The organism is Pseudomonas sp. PB120, assembly GCF_009761815.1.
Taxonomy (GTDB): domain Bacteria; phylum Pseudomonadota; class Gammaproteobacteria; order Pseudomonadales; family Pseudomonadaceae; genus Aquipseudomonas.
Window position 1 is genome coordinate 1 of sequence record NZ_RWIN01000021.1, and the last position, 16,418, is coordinate 16,418.

A 16,418-nucleotide genomic window follows, 5' to 3' on the forward strand; every position below is an offset into this window, starting at 1 on the left:
CGAACTGGCCTCATCGCGAGCAGGCTCGCTCCCACAGGGGAATGCATTCCAAAGTGGGAGCGAGTCTGCTCGCGATGGCGATCTAAAAAAACCTACCAATCAAAGCTTGATCAACACCGACTTCAACTCGGTGTAATGCTCGATCGCCGCATACCCCATCTCCCTCCCGACCCCCGACATTTTGTATCCGCCAAACGGCAGCGCCGGGTCCAGTGCGCTGTGGCAGTTGACCCACACCGAACCGGATTTGATCCGCGGAATCATCCGGTGCACCGCCGCCAGGTCATTCGACCAGATGCTCGCCCCGAGCCCGTACGGGCTGTCATTCGCCATGCGCAGCGCATCGGCCTCGTCATCGAACGGGATCGCCACCAGCACCGGGCCGAAGATTTCCTCCTGCACCAGCGAGTGCTTCTGATCGACATCGACGATCACCGTCGGCTTGACGAAGAACCCCGGCCCGAACTGCTCGCCGCCGCAGGCGATGGTCGCACCACTTTCCCGGCCTTTTTCGATGTACCCGTACACCCGTTCCTGCTGGCGCGCGGAGATCAGCGGCCCCATCTCGACACTCGGGTCCAGGCCGTTACCGAGCTTCATGGCGTTCGCGATGTCGGCGATGTCCGCCACCACATTGTCGAAATGTTTGCGCTGCACATACAGCCGCGAGCCGGCGCAGCACACCTGGCCCTGGTTGAAGAAAATCGCGCTGGCGGCACCGGCGGCGGCCGTCTTCAGGTCGGCATCGGCCATGACGATGGTCGGCGACTTGCCCCCCAGTTCCAGGGTGACGCGGGTCATGGAGTCCATGGCGATCTTGCCGATCTGCTTGCCGACGGCGGTGGAGCCGGTGAAGGTCAGCTTGTCCACCAGCGGGTTGTGGGTCAGGGCCGAACCGGCAGTGATGCCGGTGCCGGTGACCACGTTGAACACACCTTCGGGGTAGCCCGCCTCAAGCACCAGCTCGGCTAGTTTGAGCGCAGTCAGCGGGGTTTCGTCGGCAGGTTTGAGCACCACGGTGCAACCGGTGGCCAGTGCGGGCCCAAGCTTCCAGCAGGCCAGCAGCAACGGGAAGTTCCAGGCGACGATGGCGCCTACCACGCCCACCGCTTCGCGGCGGATGAAACTGTGGAATTGATCGTTGGGCATCAGCGGCAACGAGACTTCCACGCTGGAACCTTCGATCTTGGTCGCCCAGCCCGCCATGTAGCGCAGGAAATCGATGGACAGTTGCACGTCCATGACCTGGGCCACCGCCGCGCTTTTACCATTGTTCAGGCATTCCAGCTGCGCCAGCAGTTCAGCGTCGCGCTCCATCAGGTCGGCGAGTTTCCACAACAGATTCTGGCGCTCCCGTGGGCGGGTGCGGGTCCAGGCGGAATCATCGAATGCCTGACGGGCGGCGAGTACCGCGCGGTCGACATCGTCAGGAGTGGCCCGTGGCACCACGCACAGCACTTCGCCGGTGGCCGGGTTGTGCAGCGGCATGGTCTGGCCGTCAGCGGCCTCGACCCATTCGGCGCCGATCAGCATGCGCGGGGCGCGCTGGATGAATGCCGAGGTGGCGGGAAGCAGATAAGGGAGGGGCATGGCGAGACCTCTTGTTGTTCGTGAGAACGAGGCTTTCGCAATGGCTGTGCCAACTGGCCGCAAGGGCCGTACAGCCCTTTAACGGCGGGCGCCGGATCGAATTCGGGGCCGGTGGGTTCTGTTTCTCTGTCGCAAATCGCGACGACTGCTGAGATTCAAGAGACGGGTTTTTACCCGGAGCGATGTCTAAGCCCCGGGCAAAAACCACCTCCTGTCGGAATCAAATCTTTACGTCGACCTTGTTGGCACGTCCGGCCAGCATCTGCGCTTCCGACTCTCGCGTCATGACCTCGCCTTTGCTCCACAATTGATGGGAAAACAGGCCGTTCAGGGACTCAGCGGTCGGCACCGGGCCTTTCTTGACGAACAGGGCGGCGAGATCAATGGTGCTGGCAAAATTGTCCTTGTTCAGGTTGTACCCGCCCAGGTAGCTGCCTCCCCACACGGAGTCGGCGGCCACCAGATCCACAGAAGCATCGCGGTAGCTGCTCGCGGCTGTTTTCAACGAGCTGGAGGCGTTCAGCAACGTGTTCAGTTGATCCATATCGGACGCGCTGAGCTGGCCTGAACTGTCGAGGGCCTTGAGGCTTCCATCGGCTTCAACGGTGAAGCCGAACTTTTTGTCGGCGAGATCGGGATAGGTGTGGGTCAACGCTGACTGGAAGGCTTCGAACGCGCCCTTCAGTGATTCATGGGCGTTCTTGTGGCGCTCCGCGACTTGCAGGAAGTCAGGCGACTGCGGGCGTCCGACCCAGGTTTCGATCGTTTGCGTCGTCGGGCTCACGGTTTGTGTGTCATCGCCGGGATGGTAGATCGCCGCAGGATTGAGATCCGTCGCGGTTTTCTGCTGGTCTTCAGTGAGCGTTTTCGCGGCCAATGGCTGGCTGCTTTGGCTGAGCTGAGCGGCTGAAGGCTGGATAAAAGCGCTATTCAATGAAATTGCCATGTCGTCATTCCCTTAACGTTTGGTATCGGCACGTTATCGGCTGGCAGCTGTGAAGCTTGAGCGTGGGGAGTGCCGGCGAGACGACGAGCAACCGGGTCGCGACCTTGAGGCACCCACTATAGAGGGCTAGAATTTTCTGGCTCGGTGGGTGAAATGACGGAGCATTTCCCCTTTACACATCTGGCGTAAGGGAGGTTGCGATGTTCCTTTCAACCCTGGAAATTCAAAGCATCATCGAACACAGTTTTCTACCCGCCGTCTGCACCTGCAACATGGAAGCGGACCAGTCCCTGACGATCCGGGTCTGTGACTGCATGACGGGCAAGGTGGACCTGATTGCCACTCACGTCCCCGTGTGGACGCTGGACAGCCCTCATGCCATCGCCACGCTGGTGGCGGACATGCGCCAGGAAATCGCGGCGCACAAAAGCATTCATCCGACCTTTTCCATTTGAACCGGCCTCAAGCCGCACCGTTGAACCGGTGCGGCTCGCGTTAAGTAATCAGGCCGCGATTTTCCGGCAAATCTCGTCGAACGTGTTGCCATCCACGGCAGCCAGCAATTTCCTGTCGTCCTTTAGCGTGGCGAGAAAGGTCACTTCGGTTTCTTTGCCGGCCAGCATGAAACCGGCAATCGCGCCGATGGGACCGAGGAGCATGGCGCCGGCGACGCCGAAACCGATGGCGTCCTTGATGTTGCTGATGGAGTCTTGGTTGGCGACTTCCACGCTTTTGAACGTGGAGAGTGGCAGGGTGATGCCGGGCCACGGGTGAAGCGACGTTCTCAACGTGAAAACGCCGTCTCTGTATTCCCCGTCACCCTGCAGAAAGTCCCCCGCCAGGACAGTGATGCTTGCCATTGCGATATCCCCCTGGCAATTGGTGAACAACTATTTCGCCCCCGCACGGGACAGCCGTCAATCGTCGGGCGATGAGCTGTTCCGGCAACGCCATCTATGCTTGTCTCAGACTGCAACACCTGTCGCGATATTAGACGCAGACGTTATCGCGCAAGCAGGGAAAAACGCAGGCAACTTCACGCAACCGCTTGATTAAAAAGCTAATCGGCAAGCTGGCACGCTCCGTGTATTGCTCATCGCAGACGTTTCTCTTGCCTCTGTCAGCGGTTCGCCGCCGACGGCAGAAACCATAAAAACGATAAGCCACAAAAATAAGAAAGCACCGTGCGAGGTTCGACGTTGATGAAGAGAAAACTCCGATCAGGCCTGAGTGTCAGTCTGCTGGCCGTGGCCGCGTGTGTGGCGCTGCATTCGCCTGACAGCCTGGCAGCCCGCGACGCCCAGACCATCCTCAAGGAAACCTGTCAGGGCTGTCACACCCCTGAAGCCGATAACGCCCTGAGCCGCATCAGCCACCAGCGCAAAACGCCGGAAGGCTGGTTGATGAGCATTGCGCGCATGCAGACCATGCATGGCTTGCAGATCAGCGATGATGACCGCCGCACCCTGGTCAAATACCTCGCCGACACGCAGGGGCTGGCACCGAGCGAAACCGATGGCGTGCGGTATGCGCTGGAGCGACGGCTCAACACGGTCGAGAAGTTCGACGACCAGACCAGCCAGATGTGCGGCCGCTGCCACTCCGGCGCGCGGATCGCCCTGCAACGGCGTCCGGCCCAGGAGTGGGAACGCCTGGTGAACTTCCACCTCGGCCAGTGGCCGTCGCTGGAATACCAGGCCCTGGCTCGTGACCGCGACTGGTTCGACATTGCCCGTAAGGAGATGGTGCCGCTGTTGGCCAAGCGCTATCCGCTGGACAACCCGGCCTGGAAAAAATGGCTGAGCGCAGCGCCGAAAGCCGAGGCGTTCGTCGGTGACTGGAGCTTCAGTGGCCATCTGCCGGGCAAAGGTGAACTGGCCGGGGTGATGAGCGTGACGGCCGATGGCAGCGACACGTTCAAGGTCAGCATCAAGGGCCAATATGCCGATGGCACGCCATTCAACGGCGATGGCAGCGCAATCCTGTACACCGGCTACGAATGGCGCGGCAACGTGACCATCGACGGCGTCACCCTGCGTCAGGTGTTCGCCGCCCAAGGCAGTGCGATGCAAGGCCGGATGTTTGAGGCCGAACACGATGAGCGCGGGCTGGACTTCGTAGCCGCCAAGCAGGGCTCAAGCCGTTTGCTGGCGGTGCAGCCGGGTTATCTCAAAGCCGGTAGCGAAACCGAAGTCACCCTGGTCGGCAGCGGTCTCACGGGCAAGCCGAACTTCGGCAAAGGCGTCGACGTGGTGGAAGTGATCGAGCAGAGCCCGGAGCGGATCAAGGTCAAGCTCAAGGCCGCTGCCAATGCCCAGCCAGGTCTGCGCGCGGTGACCGTCGGCGCGCTGAAAGGCCCGACCCTGTCCGTCTACAACAGCATCGCCCAGGTCAAAGTCGTGCCCGAATTCTCGGTGGCACGAATCGGCGAGGGTGGCGGTTCGACGCCCAAGGTCCAGGGCCGTTTCGATGCTGAAGCCTGGGGCAAGGGCGCGGACGGCAAGCCATATCGCATCGGCGTGTTCCCGGCGCAATGGAAGGTCGAGGCCTTCGACGACCGCGCCAAGGAAGACGAAGACGTCAAGTTCGCCGGCACCATGCAGGCTGACAGAGGCGTGTTCACTCCTGGCGATGCCGGGCCGAACCCGCAACGCAAAATGTCCACCAACAATGCCGGCAACCTGAAGGTCATTGCCGCCGTCGACGACGCAGGGAAATCCCTGACCGGCGAGGGCCACATGATCGTCACCGTGCAACGCTGGAACAATCCACCCATTCCTTGAGTTGGCTGACCGTTCACCGCATCAGACACTTTTTGGAATGACCGCAGGCCCCGTCAAACGGGGTGTGCACAGGAGGTTGCAATGGGCGCTATTTTGAATCTGGTTGAGCGGAACCTGCACGAAGTGCACGTCGATGCCGACCGCATGCTGTTCCATATCCCGAGCAGTTCGCTGTTTGCCAGCGATGAGTTGACCGGCTCCATCATCGATACCTTGCGCGGGCCCGGGTGTTCTTCGGACGACCTGATCCAGCGCCTGGCCGAGCGCTTCAACGGCGAAGAAATCACTGAGACCCTGCGTGAGTTGATGTCTCTGGAACTGGTCAGCGACGGCTCGCCGCTGACCCCGGACATTGGTACCAAACGGGTCGAGCGCACGTCGATCAATACCGTGGTGCTCAACGTCAACACCGGCTGTAACCTGAGCTGCACCTACTGCTACAAGGAAGACCTCGACAAGCCATCGGCCGGCAAGAAAATGGACGTCGAAACCGCCATCGCCTCCGTGGAAATGCTGCTGCGCGAGTCACCGGACGAAGAGCGTTTCACCGTGGTGTTCTTTGGTGGCGAACCGCTGAGCAATCGCAAGCTCATCGAGTACATGGTCGACTATTGCGAGAAGCGTTTCCGTGAGGCGGGCAAGTTCGTCGAGTTCGTCATGACCACCAACGCCACGCTGCTCACCGAAGAGACCGTGGACTACCTCAACGCCCACCGCTTCGGCCTGTCCGTCAGCATCGACGGACCGAAGACCGTGCACGACCGCAACCGCATCACCGTGGGCGGGCAGGGCACGTACGATGTGGTGCGCCGCAAGGCCGAAATGCTGCTGTCGCGCTACAACAGCCGTCCTGTGGGCGCGCGGGTGACCCTGACCACCGGCGTTACCGACGTCGAAACCATCTGGGATCACCTGTTCAATGAACTAGGGTTTGCTGAAGTAGGCTTTGCTCCGGTGACGTCCGGCGATATCAGCACCTTCAACCTGAGCAGCGACGAGCTGATCGAAGTCTTCGCCAACATGAAGAAGCTCGGCCGGCGGTATCTGGAGGCAGCGCTGGAGCACCGCAACATCGGTTTCTCCAACCTGCACCAGCTGATCACCGACATCCACGAAGGCCACAAAAAAGCCCTGCCGTGCGGCGCGGGCCTGAAGATGCTGGCGGTGGATCACAAGGGCGAACTGAACCTGTGCCACCGCTTTACCGGTTCGAGCCTGCCGACCTTCGGCAACGTGCACAGCGGCGTCAAACAGGTCGAGCTGAACGACTTCCTGTCGCAACGCCTGGACCGCACCAACACCGGTTGCGAGGACTGCCAGATCCGCAACCTGTGCTCCGGCGGCTGCTACCACGAGAGCTACGCCCGGTACGGCGACCCGACCCACCCGACCTATCACTATTGCGAACTGATGCGTGACTGGGTCGACTTCGGCATCGAGGTATACACCCGGATCATGGCCAACAACCCTGCGTTTATCAGCAGCTACATCACTCCGCGCAAGGCTCACTGATATGAAACATCTCAAGGCAATCAATAATAAAGCGTTGAAACTCGATGAGGCCGCGGCCGAAAACCGTATCGAAGAAGTGGTGGCAATGAGCTCTGTCGCGGGCTGCGCCTCGACCACTGACCCGGGTTGGGAGATCGACGCGTTTGGCGGTGTGTCGTCGCTGTGCCAACCGATGGAGGCCGACCTTTACGGCTGCTCCGACCCTTGCTGGTGGCCGGCCCAGGTGCCCGACATGATGAGCACCTACCCGGACTGGAACAAGGATGCCCAGGCGTCCAACGAAAACTGGCGCAACCTTGGCACTGTCTTCCCGAAAGACAAGTGATCGGACAGAGAAGAAGGATTCCAGCATGCCTAGCATCAAAGCCTGCGGCCTGGCCGCGTTCGCCGTCCTGAGCACCTGTTCGCTCACTGTTCTGGCCGAAGAAAACAGCGCACTGCAAGACGGTCACGAGTACATGTTGACCACCAATTACCCGAACAACCTGAACGTGATCGACCTGGCCACGGACACCGTGTTCAAGACCTGCAAGATGCCGGACGCGTTCGGTCCCGGCACCGTGCAGTTGTCGCCGGATCGCAAGACTGCGTATGTGCTGAATAACCACTACGCGGACGTTTACGGGGTTGAGCTGGACAGCTGCAAACAGGTGTTCCACGCCAGCATCACTCAGAAGCCGGGAGAGAAAGCGAAGTCGATGTTCGCCTTCACCCTCAGCCATGACGGCAAGGAACTGTTCACCATCGCCAACCCGACGTTGATGCTCAACGATCACTACGAGGTGCAACAACCCCGGCTCGATGTGTACAAGACCGATGCCGGAATGGACGCCAAACCCGTGCGCAGTTTCCCGGCGCCACGGCAACTGACCATCATGCAGAGTGGCGATGACGGCACGCTGTATGTGGCGGGGGCGGACGTCTACAAGGTTGACGTGAAGACCGGCAAATTCGACGTGCTGATTCCTAGCCGTCACTGGAAACGGGCGGGCTACAGCGCGCCGGATGTGCTGTATGTGTGGAACCAGCAGACCTATCGCCATGACTTCTCGCTGCTCTACACCGCCGCGAAATTCAAGGACAAGAAGCAGGACCCGCTGACCGCCGATTACCTCTACGGGCTGTTTAGCATCGACCTGAAAACCGGCAAGACCGAAACCACCGACTTCGGTCCCCTGACGGAAATCTACTTCAGTGGCATGCGCTCGCCAAAAGACCCGAACCTGATGTTCGGGGTGCTCAACCGATTGGCGAAGTACGACATCAAGCAGAAGAAAATGCTGCAGGCTGCGACGCTGGATCATTCGTACTACTGCATTTCGTTCAACAAGGACGGCAGCAAGATCTACCTGGCCGGGACGTTCAACGATGTGGCGATTTTCGATGCTGACAGCCTGAAGCAGATCGGCAGCATCAAGATGCCGGGTGGGGATATGGCGATAACCACGGCGCAGGTGTTTGTTCGGTAAATAGCGGCGACTGATCTGACGCGTTCGCGGGCAAGTCGGTCTCGCTCCCACAGTGGATCTTCGGTGTGATCACTATCGTGTAAACACCCCTGAACCCTGTGGGAGCGAGCCTGCTCGCGATGAGGCCCTGACAGGCACTAAAAATTTAAACCCCCGGCACCGGACAACTCAAATCCCCCTCCTGGCACTTCAAGTAATTCTTGAACATCTCCACCCGCGCCTTGGTCAATTCAGTCACGCAATTGCTATAGATCAGCGGATAAACGCTCCCGCCAGCCACTCCCGCGCTCGAGAACTTGCACTCGGCATCGCGAAACGCCACCCACGAACGCTGGGCACCGACCAGCAACTTCTTGCTGTCGGGATTGCTCTTCAAACGTGCGGTGATCTGCTGATAAAGCGCATTCAACTCCTTGTCCGCCGCCTTGTTCTGCTGCGCCGCGCATTGATTCATCGTGGCCTGGTCGGTGGCGTTGTCGCAGTCCGCGGCATGGGCTGGGGTCATGAACAACATTGGCGTCAGCGCCAGGAGAATGCGTGAGTTCATGGGGATTCTCGTTGTGACCGGAAAAGAAGAGGTGCAGTTATCCGTCATCTAAGCCCGCCGTTCAATGTGCTTTTCCATCGCTTCGTATTCAAGCCAAGGCGCGTAATGGGAGGGCCCGATATGAAGGGAGCCAAAGGGGGCCGCCCTCAGCAAACCGTCAGCCATGGTTTCGATATATTCGCGCCAATGCAGCTTGGCCAGCCAGCCGTCGGGAATGCCCTGCGCACCGTAATGAGCCCCGGCCAATTGACCGACAATTGCAGCGGTGGTGTCAGCGTCATCACCCAGGTTCGCGGCTTCCAGAATGGCGGCTTCGAAGCTGTGAGTGTGATGAAAGCACCACAAGGCTGCTTCCAATGATTCGACGCAGTACCCGCTACCGCGGATAGTATTTTTGGACTTGCCGAGGTAATCGCCTCGGGCAATTTCAGCAACCTTAGGCTGCACAAATGCTGTGTCTGACAGCCTGCGCATATCCGCCTTGAGGTCGCCTTTGAGTGCCTTGCCGATCAGCTCGGCAAACAACTGGCAACATTCGATGGCTTCTGGTGCCGCGTGGGTCGTGCGGGAACTTTGTGCGGAAAATGTCCTGATCCGGTCGCTATCCGGAAAACAGTACAACACCACTGGCGCCAGCCTCATCAATGAACCATTACCGGCCGTGTACGGATCAGTGGAGCCAGCGAAGGGAGCCCCCGTTTCCTGATAGCGGATCAGTGCGTCACTCACCGTCATGCCAATGTCGAAGCATTCACCGGTTGAGCTCAGATAGCCCTGTTGCCACCATTTGAGATAGCGGCCCATCTGGTCGGCCGCATCGAAGCCGTTTTGGGTCAGCAGACTTTCCGCCAGGCACAGCGCCATCGAGGTGTCATCGGTCCATTGCCCGGGATTCAGGGCGAAGGGACCGCCGCCCACCATGTTGTTCAACGGCTTGAACGAGCCGCGTGGCTGGAACTCGACGGTGGTACCCACGGCATCGCCGCAGGCCAGGCCCAGCAGGGCTCCGCGGAAACGCTCTGTCAGTGAGGGCTGCATGAATCTTCCTTGTCTGAATCATCGACGTATTGGCAAACGGTAGCAGCTTCAGCCTGCTTTCAGGCCGGTGCATAGAGACGAAAATGCAGCCGAATATTTCACGCAGGGTTGATTGCCAAGTCCGTTTGATACAACTTTAGGGTTGGTCTTGTGGTCTTACAGGCCTACTGTTCATTACAGGAGGTGACTTATGAACCCGGCATCAGATCGCATTGAAAGGAAGATCCTGCTTAAAGCGCCGCGCTCGCTGGTCTGGCGTGTGGTGGCCAACGCCGAGGCGTTCGGGCAGTGGTTTGGCGTGGCGCTGGAAGGCAAGCGTTTTGTCGCCGGCGAGTGGACCCAGGGGCAGATTACTTACCCCGGTTATGAACACTTGCTGTGGAACGTGCTGGTGGAGCGGGTCGAACCGGAACGGGTCTTTTCCTTCCGCTGGCACCCGTACGCGGTGGAGCCCACCGTCGACTACTCCCAGGAACCCACCACCCTGGTCAAGTTCGAGCTCGAAGACATGGATAACGGCACCTTGTTGAAGGTCACCGAATCCGGTTTCGATCACATTCCCCAATCGCGCAGGCTCAAGGCGTTCCGAATGGACAGTCGCGGCTGGGATGAGCAGATGAACAATATCGAAGAGTTTCTGAAAATCAGCGCCAAAAACCGCGTACGCGAGGAGTAGGGCTGCACGCCAAAGAACGCGCGGCTTTCGAACGATTTGTCTGGCGCACCTAAGGGTTTTCGGAAGGGGTGGTATGGCGAATGTCTTACACGCGATGGTAGCTATGTCGTCTGTTGTGGATTGGATCCCATGGGTAATCTAGCCCCATCAACTGAAGCACAGGGAGTGCTTCAGGATCACGGATGATCGACCATCAGCAAGGATTCGCTATCGACAGGGAGTCGACAATGGTCTTGGGAAAACCCGCCTCTGGCGGGTTTTTTTTCGCCTGGCCTTTTGTAGGCGCGAGGCTTGCCCGCGAAGGGGACGCCGCGGTAAGTCAGTGGAGCGGCGTCATCGTTCTTCGCGAGCAAGCTGTGCTCCTACAGGTTCAGTGTGGCTGCCACCCGCTCGGTAATCAGTGTCCGTTGCTGCAACGACGGTGCAGTGCGCCGATGGGCTTCCTGCAACACCGAAGCGGGCGCGCTCTGCGGGCTGCCGGATTCAAACGGCGGCGCGGGGGCGTATTCCAGCTGCAATTGCACCAGCTGCGCCGTGTCCTTGTCGAACAGCTCCGCCGCCAGGGTCAAGGCAAAATCGATCCCCGCGGTGATCCCGCCACCGGTCAACAAATTGCCGTCGCGCACCACCCGGTCCTTGACCGGAATCGCGCCCAGCGGTGCGAGCAGCTCGTGATAAGCCCAGTGCGTGGTGGCGCGTTTACCTTTCAGCAGGCCCGCAGCGCCCAGCACCAGCGCGCCGGTGCACACCGAGGTGACGTAACGCGCATTCGCCGCCTGCGCCTTGATGAAGGCCAGCGTTTCCTCGTCCTCCATCAACGGCCCGACGCCGCTGCCGCCAGGAATGCAGATCACATCCAGCGCCGGACAGTCGTCGAAAGTGACGGTCGGTTTCAGCACCAGTCCCGTGCTCGCGGTGACAGGCATCAGGTCCTTCCAGATCAAATGCACTTTCACGTCCGGCAGCGAGGCCAGCACGTCGTAAGGGCCGGTCAGGTCCAGTTGCTGGACTTGGGGGAACAGCAGAAAACCGATCTGTAACGTCATGGCATTTTTCTCCGCAAGTGGGTGGACGACTTCACTGTAGACTCGTAGGATTTGGCGTATACGCCAATCAACCCACGAATTACGCCAATGATGCCGAAAACCATTCATGTGCTCGCGTTTGCCAACGTGCAATTGCTCGACGTCACCGGGCCGTTGCAGGTGTTCGCGTCCGCCAACGACATCGCCCGCCAGAAGGGTTTGCCGGCGCCCTATGCACCCACGGTGATCGCCAGCAGCGGCGGGGCGGTCATGTCGTCGGCGGGGTTGGCGTTGCTGGCGCAACCATTGCCCGGGCAGGGCAGCGACACTTTAGTGATCGCAGGTGGATGGGGCGTTTACGCGGCGGCGCAAGACGCGCCGCTGGTGGCGTGGGTGCGGGAACACGCCAAGACCTGTCGACGGGTTTCATCGGTGTGCACCGGCGCGTTTTTGCTGGCGGCCAGCGGTTGGCTTGATGGCCGGCGCGTGGTCACGCACTGGACGCGATGCGAGCAATTGGCGCAGCAGCACCCTTTGTTGCAGGTCGAGCCCAATCCGATTTTCATCAACGACGGGCCAGTGTGGACATCTGCCGGGGTCACCGCCGGTATCGACCTGGCGCTGGCGATGGTCGAAGAAGACCTGGGCCGCACCATGGCCCTCGAAGTCGCGCAACAGCTGGTGGTATTCCTCAAGCGCCCCGGCGGCCAGTCACAATTCAGCGTGACCTTGTCCTTGCAGAAAGTAGGCAACCGTTTCGACGACCTTCATGCCTGGATCAGTGAAAACCTGACCAAGGACCTCGGCGTCCCGACACTCGCCTTGCAGGCCGGCATGAGCGAACGCAGCTTTGTCCGCCACTACCGCTCCGACACCGGACAAACCCCGGCGCGGGCGATCGAACTGATCCGGGTCGAAACGGCGCGACGACTGCTCAGCGATACCGGCGTGCCGATCAAACGGGTCGCCGTGCAATGCGGATTCGGCAGCGAGGAGACGTTGCGACGCAGTTTTATCCGGGCCATGGGCGTGACCCCGCAAGCTTATCGCGAGCGGTTTTCGGTCAGCGCTCAAGCAGATCCAGCAATGCTCTGAGGGTTGCCTCGGGCGCTTCCTCGGGGATGTTATGACCCACGCCCGCCAGCACGCGCCGCTCGTAATGGCCGGTGAAATGCGCGATATCCTCGTCGACTTCAGGTGCGGGTCCGACGCCATCGTCAGCACCGCACAGGGAAATCGTCGGCACGTTGATCGGCGGTTGCCGGGTCAGCGCCGCTTCCATCCACTCCAGCGCTGGATCGCCCGGCGTGTACATGAACCGGTGCCTGTAGGAGTGAATCACCACGTCGACAAAGTCCGGATTATCGAAAACCGGAGCGCTCAAGGGGTAGAGCTCAGCGCCTTTGGACCAGGTCGGCGACCACAATTTCCAGAGCAATTCGCAGAACGCGCGACGATTTTTAGTCAGGCCTTCGACCCCGCGCGGGGTGTGGAAATAATACTGATACCAGTAGCGGTGCTCGGTTTCCGGGTCCAGCGGCTCGATAGAACGGGGGATGTTCTGCAGGTTGTAGCCATCGCCGGTGACGAGGCAGCGCACGCGCTCCGGCCACAGCGCCGCGACGATGCACGCGGCGCGACCGCCCCAGTCATAACCGCAAAGCGCGGGTTGACGGATGCCCAGCGCATCCATCAGGTCCAGCAAATCCTGGGCGAGGGCGGCTTGCTGGCCGGAGCGTAAAGTGTCCGGGCTGTTGAAACGGGTCGGGCCGTAGCCGCGCAGGTAGGGAACGATGACGCGGTAGCCCTTGGCGGCGAGAACCGGGGCGACTTCATCGAATGCGCGGGGCGAGTAGGGGAAGCCATGAAGCAGGATGACGGGGTCGCCGGTGGCGGGGCCATGTTCTTCGTAGGCAAGCTTCATGATTGGGCTGCGAGCATATTGGATCAGCGCTTTATGGCTCATACGACTCTCCTGCGAGTTGATTGCTCAACCACTGATTCAAACTGCGCACAGTCCTTTTTCCTAACCGTCCAATTCCGCCATCTGATTAAAGTACTTGGCCCGATCCGGCGTAAACGTCACGACCATCCGGGTCCTGGAGCAGGTCAACGCCCGCTCGTGCCCCAGATCGACATCCAGATCTTCCCCTCGTAACCCTTGCCATTGCGCGAGGTATTTGAGGGATCCATATTTTTCGAGTTTCTTCAGGCTACGGCTGATGCCACCTTTCCAGCCCAGCACCGGCAGTTCGCCGGCAAGGCATTGTCGGGCGAGGTCGGGGAAACGGGCGGCGCGTTGGCGGCCGACTTCCCAGCATTTGATCAGTCCTTTGTCCGGGCCTTCCCACAGTTCATCGCGGTTCAGGCCTGACCGGGGTGGGGTGTCAATGCTGCGGTGGATGCGTTGGGTCATTCTGGTTCCTTGAATTCGGGTTGTGTTGGACAGCTCCGCTGTACCCGTTGACGCTGGATGGTAGGTGGCGATGTAACGGCTGGCAACAAAGGATTTTTCAAGGGCTGGCATGACTTTTTGCGCTTCGGCTATCGGGTTTTGTTTAGAGTTTGTAGGGCTCGGGCCCAGGCTGCCCGATAGTTCTGAGTTGAACCATTCAGCCTTGTATTTGGCTGATGCCCTCATCGCGAGCAGGCTCGCTCCCACAGGTTCCAGGGTGTTCACACAAAGTGACCACACTGAAGATCCACTGTGGGAGCCAGCTCGCTGGCGAAAAGGACAACTCGGTCTCAAGGCTGCCACACACTCTTCTCGCCACTCAACTTCCGGTCCAGAAAACACGCCGCACTGATCAACGCCAGATGCGTCAGTGCCTGGGGCGTGTTGCCCAGATGCCGCGCATGGCTGTCGAGCTCCTCGGCGTACAACCCCAGCGGGTTGGCGTACCGCAGCAACTGTTCAAATTCCAGATGCGCCTTTTCCAGCTGGCCGGCACGGGCCAGGCATTCGACGTACCAGAACGAACACGCGGCAAACGCGCCTTCGGTGCCGTCGAGCCCATCGATTCCTTCGTCTTCGTTGCGATATCGATAGACCATGCCGTCGCGCACAAGGGTTTTCTGGATGGCTTCGAGGGTCGCGAGCCAGCGCGGGTCCTTGGCGCTGACAAAGCGCACCAGCGGCATCAACAGCATTGAGCCATCCAGCGCCGTTCCGCCACGGTACTGCACGAAATGCCCGCGTTCCTGGTTCCAGAAGTTTTCCCAGATGTCGACGTAGATCGCCTGGCGCGTCTGATCCCAACGGGCAAACGGGGCGGGCAGCGAGCGTTTTGAGGCGAGTCGGATCGCCCGGTCCAGCGCCACCCAGCACATCAGCCGCGAGTGCAGGAAATGATGCTGCTCGCCACGCATCTCCCAAATGCCCACATCCTCTTGCTGCCACGTTTCGCAGACCTGATCGACCACTTCCACCACGTGCTTCCAGCCTTCATGTGAGATGGCGTCGCCATATTTATTGACCAGGTACACCGCGTCCATCAGCTCGCCGAAGATGTCGAGCTGGACCTGATCGTACGCAGCGTTGCCGATGCGAACCGGCGTGGCGCCGCCATGCCCGGCCAGGTGCGAGAGTTCGGTTTCCGGCAGTTCCTGGCGACCATCTATGGCATAGAGGATGTTGAGTTTCATCGATTGGCCATGGGAATCGCTGACGCGCCCGCGTAGCCAGCGCATGTAATCGTTGGCCTCCTGGACAAAGCCCAGGCGCATGAAGGCATAAACGGTAAACGAGGCGTCGCGGATCCAGGTGTAGCGGTAGTCCCAGTTGCGTTCACCCCCCGGCGTTTCCGGCAGGCCGAAGGTGGCGGCGGCGAGAATGGCGCCGTGCTTGCGCGAAGTCAGCAGTTTCAACGCGAGGGCCGAGCGGTTGACCATCTCCCGCCAGCGACCGCGGTAGGTGGACTGGGCGCTCCAGTCTCGCCAGAATTTCAGCGTGCGCTCCAGGCACAATTGCGCGGCACCTTCCTTGAAGCGCGGGTCATCGAAACCACCAAGCAGAAACTGCGCACTCTGGTCCTGCTTCAACGTAAATTCGGCCACCGCTGCAGCGCCGTCGACGTGCATAGCCTGATCCGAAGAGAGCCGCAGCGACGGCTGATCATCGGCGTCGAAGGCCACGTCTCTGGCCTCCATCCGCGCGCGAGTGTTGGCGCGAGCGTAGTCATGGCGCACCGCGCAACGCATGTGAAACGTCGCCTCGCCGCTGACCACCCGAACCCTGCGCATCAGCACGGGCAAGTCATCCTCGCTGTCGCCGATGGGCAGGAGGTCGGTCACCTCGACCACCGCGCGATCACTCAACCAGCGGGTTTGCAGCACGTTGGTGTCGGGCAGGTAAATCTGTTCGCGCCGGGCGTCGGGCAAGTCCGGTGATAATTGGAAAATACCGGCCTCGGGAGTGTCCAGCAACGAGCAGAAGATTGACGGGCTGTCGAATTCCGGCCAACAGAAAAAATCCACGCTGCCCTTGTCGTTGACCAGCGCCGCGCTGCGCATGTCGCCGATGATGCCGTGGGCGTCGATGGCGCTTTGTCGTTCGGGATGATGATCAGCCATTGCCACGGAACTCCGGATAGAGGCTCATGCCGCCGACGAGGTGGCCATCTGCATGAAGGATAGTGTCTTGAAGTGAGGCCCTGAATAGCTGACTGGTTTGAGTGATGGAGAGTTCATTTGGTGGAAGAGTTGTGGTGACTGTGCCGGCCTCATCGCGAGCAGGCTCGCTCCCACATTTGATCTCCAGTGCACACGAATAATGTATTCACAGTAGATCTACTGTGGGAGCGAGCCTGCTCGCGATGAGGCCTTCACATACG

At 60.2% G+C, this 16,418-nt stretch carries 16 protein-coding genes; 7 read left to right on the top strand and 9 right to left on the bottom strand.

The features are described from left to right. Positions 1-99: 99 nt before the first annotated feature. Positions 100-1,590, bottom strand: a complete 1,491-nt coding sequence (locus EJA72_RS03240; RefSeq protein ID WP_157710103.1) for an aldehyde dehydrogenase — start codon at positions 1,588-1,590, stop codon at positions 100-102. A gap of 220 nt (positions 1,591-1,810) precedes the next feature. Continuing rightward, positions 1,811-2,536: a hypothetical protein gene (locus EJA72_RS03245; protein ID WP_157710104.1), complete on the bottom strand. Its 726-nt coding sequence runs from the start codon at positions 2,534-2,536 to the stop codon at positions 1,811-1,813. Between the two features lie 200 nt (positions 2,537-2,736). Here EJA72_RS03245 and EJA72_RS03250 point away from each other — a divergent pair, with 200 nt between their 5' ends. Next, the gene (locus tag EJA72_RS03250) at positions 2,737-2,991 is read left to right on the top strand and encodes a DUF1652 domain-containing protein (protein ID WP_157710105.1); all 255 of its coding nucleotides are present in this window, start codon (positions 2,737-2,739) and stop codon (positions 2,989-2,991) included. 48 nt (positions 2,992-3,039) lie between these two features. Here the strand turns inward: EJA72_RS03250 and EJA72_RS03255 are convergent, their stop codons facing one another. Further along, positions 3,040-3,396, bottom strand: coding sequence for a hypothetical protein (locus EJA72_RS03255; protein WP_157710106.1), 357 nt, complete (start codon positions 3,394-3,396; stop codon positions 3,040-3,042). A gap of 342 nt (positions 3,397-3,738) precedes the next feature. Here EJA72_RS03255 and peaA point away from each other — a divergent pair, with 342 nt between their 5' ends. The 4 genes from peaA (at position 3,739) to peaD (ending at position 8,300) form a co-directional block, all read left to right on the top strand. After that, positions 3,739-5,319, top strand: a complete 1,581-nt coding sequence (gene peaA, locus EJA72_RS03260; protein ID WP_157710107.1) for a quinohemoprotein amine dehydrogenase subunit alpha — start codon at positions 3,739-3,741, stop codon at positions 5,317-5,319. A gap of 81 nt (positions 5,320-5,400) precedes the next feature. Further along, entirely contained in the window at positions 5,401-6,831 is a 1,431-nt protein-coding gene (peaB, locus tag EJA72_RS03265) for a quinohemoprotein amine dehydrogenase maturation protein (RefSeq protein ID WP_157710108.1), read from the top strand. Between the two features lies 1 nt (position 6,832). Continuing rightward, positions 6,833-7,156: a quinohemoprotein amine dehydrogenase subunit gamma gene (qhpC, locus tag EJA72_RS03270; protein ID WP_008145336.1), complete on the top strand. Its 324-nt coding sequence runs from the start codon at positions 6,833-6,835 to the stop codon at positions 7,154-7,156. 25 nt (positions 7,157-7,181) lie between these two features. Next, on the top strand, positions 7,182-8,300 hold the full coding sequence (peaD, locus tag EJA72_RS03275) for a quinohemoprotein amine dehydrogenase subunit beta (RefSeq protein ID WP_157710109.1): 1,119 nt from the start codon (positions 7,182-7,184) through the stop codon (positions 8,298-8,300). A 145-nt stretch (positions 8,301-8,445) separates the two neighbouring features. On the opposite strand, the gene EJA72_RS03280 is transcribed toward peaD, so the two are convergent. Continuing rightward, a complete protein-coding gene (locus tag EJA72_RS03280) occupies positions 8,446-8,847 on the bottom strand; it encodes a lysozyme inhibitor LprI family protein (protein WP_157710110.1) in 402 nt (133 codons plus the stop codon). 48 nt (positions 8,848-8,895) lie between these two features. Then, positions 8,896-9,885, bottom strand: a complete 990-nt coding sequence (locus tag EJA72_RS03285) for an ADP-ribosylglycohydrolase family protein (RefSeq protein ID WP_157710111.1) — start codon at positions 9,883-9,885, stop codon at positions 8,896-8,898. Between the two features lie 190 nt (positions 9,886-10,075). Between EJA72_RS03285 and EJA72_RS03290 the strand changes: the two genes are divergently transcribed. After that, positions 10,076-10,561, top strand: a complete 486-nt coding sequence (locus EJA72_RS03290; protein WP_157710112.1) for an SRPBCC family protein — start codon at positions 10,076-10,078, stop codon at positions 10,559-10,561. Positions 10,562-10,923: 362 nt separating this feature from the next. Here EJA72_RS03290 and inhA read toward each other — a convergent pair whose 3' ends face one another. After that, positions 10,924-11,607 carry an isonitrile hydratase gene (gene inhA / locus EJA72_RS03295; protein ID WP_157710113.1) on the bottom strand — a complete coding sequence of 228 codons (684 nt, stop codon included), beginning with the start codon at positions 11,605-11,607 and terminating at the stop codon, positions 10,924-10,926. A gap of 90 nt (positions 11,608-11,697) precedes the next feature. On the opposite strand from inhA, the gene EJA72_RS03300 reads away from it, so the two are divergent. After that, on the top strand, positions 11,698-12,681 hold the full coding sequence (locus EJA72_RS03300) for a GlxA family transcriptional regulator (protein WP_157710120.1): 984 nt from the start codon (positions 11,698-11,700) through the stop codon (positions 12,679-12,681). On the opposite strand, the gene EJA72_RS03305 is transcribed toward EJA72_RS03300, so the two are convergent. From EJA72_RS03305 to EJA72_RS03315, 3 genes are all read right to left on the bottom strand, one after another. Beyond that, complete coding sequence (locus EJA72_RS03305; RefSeq protein WP_157710114.1) at positions 12,650-13,552, bottom strand: alpha/beta fold hydrolase; 903 nt, start codon at positions 13,550-13,552, stop codon at positions 12,650-12,652. The two genes, EJA72_RS03300 and EJA72_RS03305, sit on opposite strands and share 32 nt — an antisense overlap. Before the next feature lie 60 nt (positions 13,553-13,612). Then, complete coding sequence (locus EJA72_RS03310) at positions 13,613-14,002, bottom strand: hypothetical protein (protein ID WP_157710121.1); 390 nt, start codon at positions 14,000-14,002, stop codon at positions 13,613-13,615. 329 nt (positions 14,003-14,331) lie between these two features. Continuing rightward, positions 14,332-16,158 (bottom strand): glycoside hydrolase family 15 protein, encoded by a 1,827-nt coding sequence (locus EJA72_RS03315; RefSeq protein ID WP_157710115.1) that lies wholly within the window; start codon positions 16,156-16,158, stop codon positions 14,332-14,334. Positions 16,159-16,418: the final 260 nt, after the last annotated feature.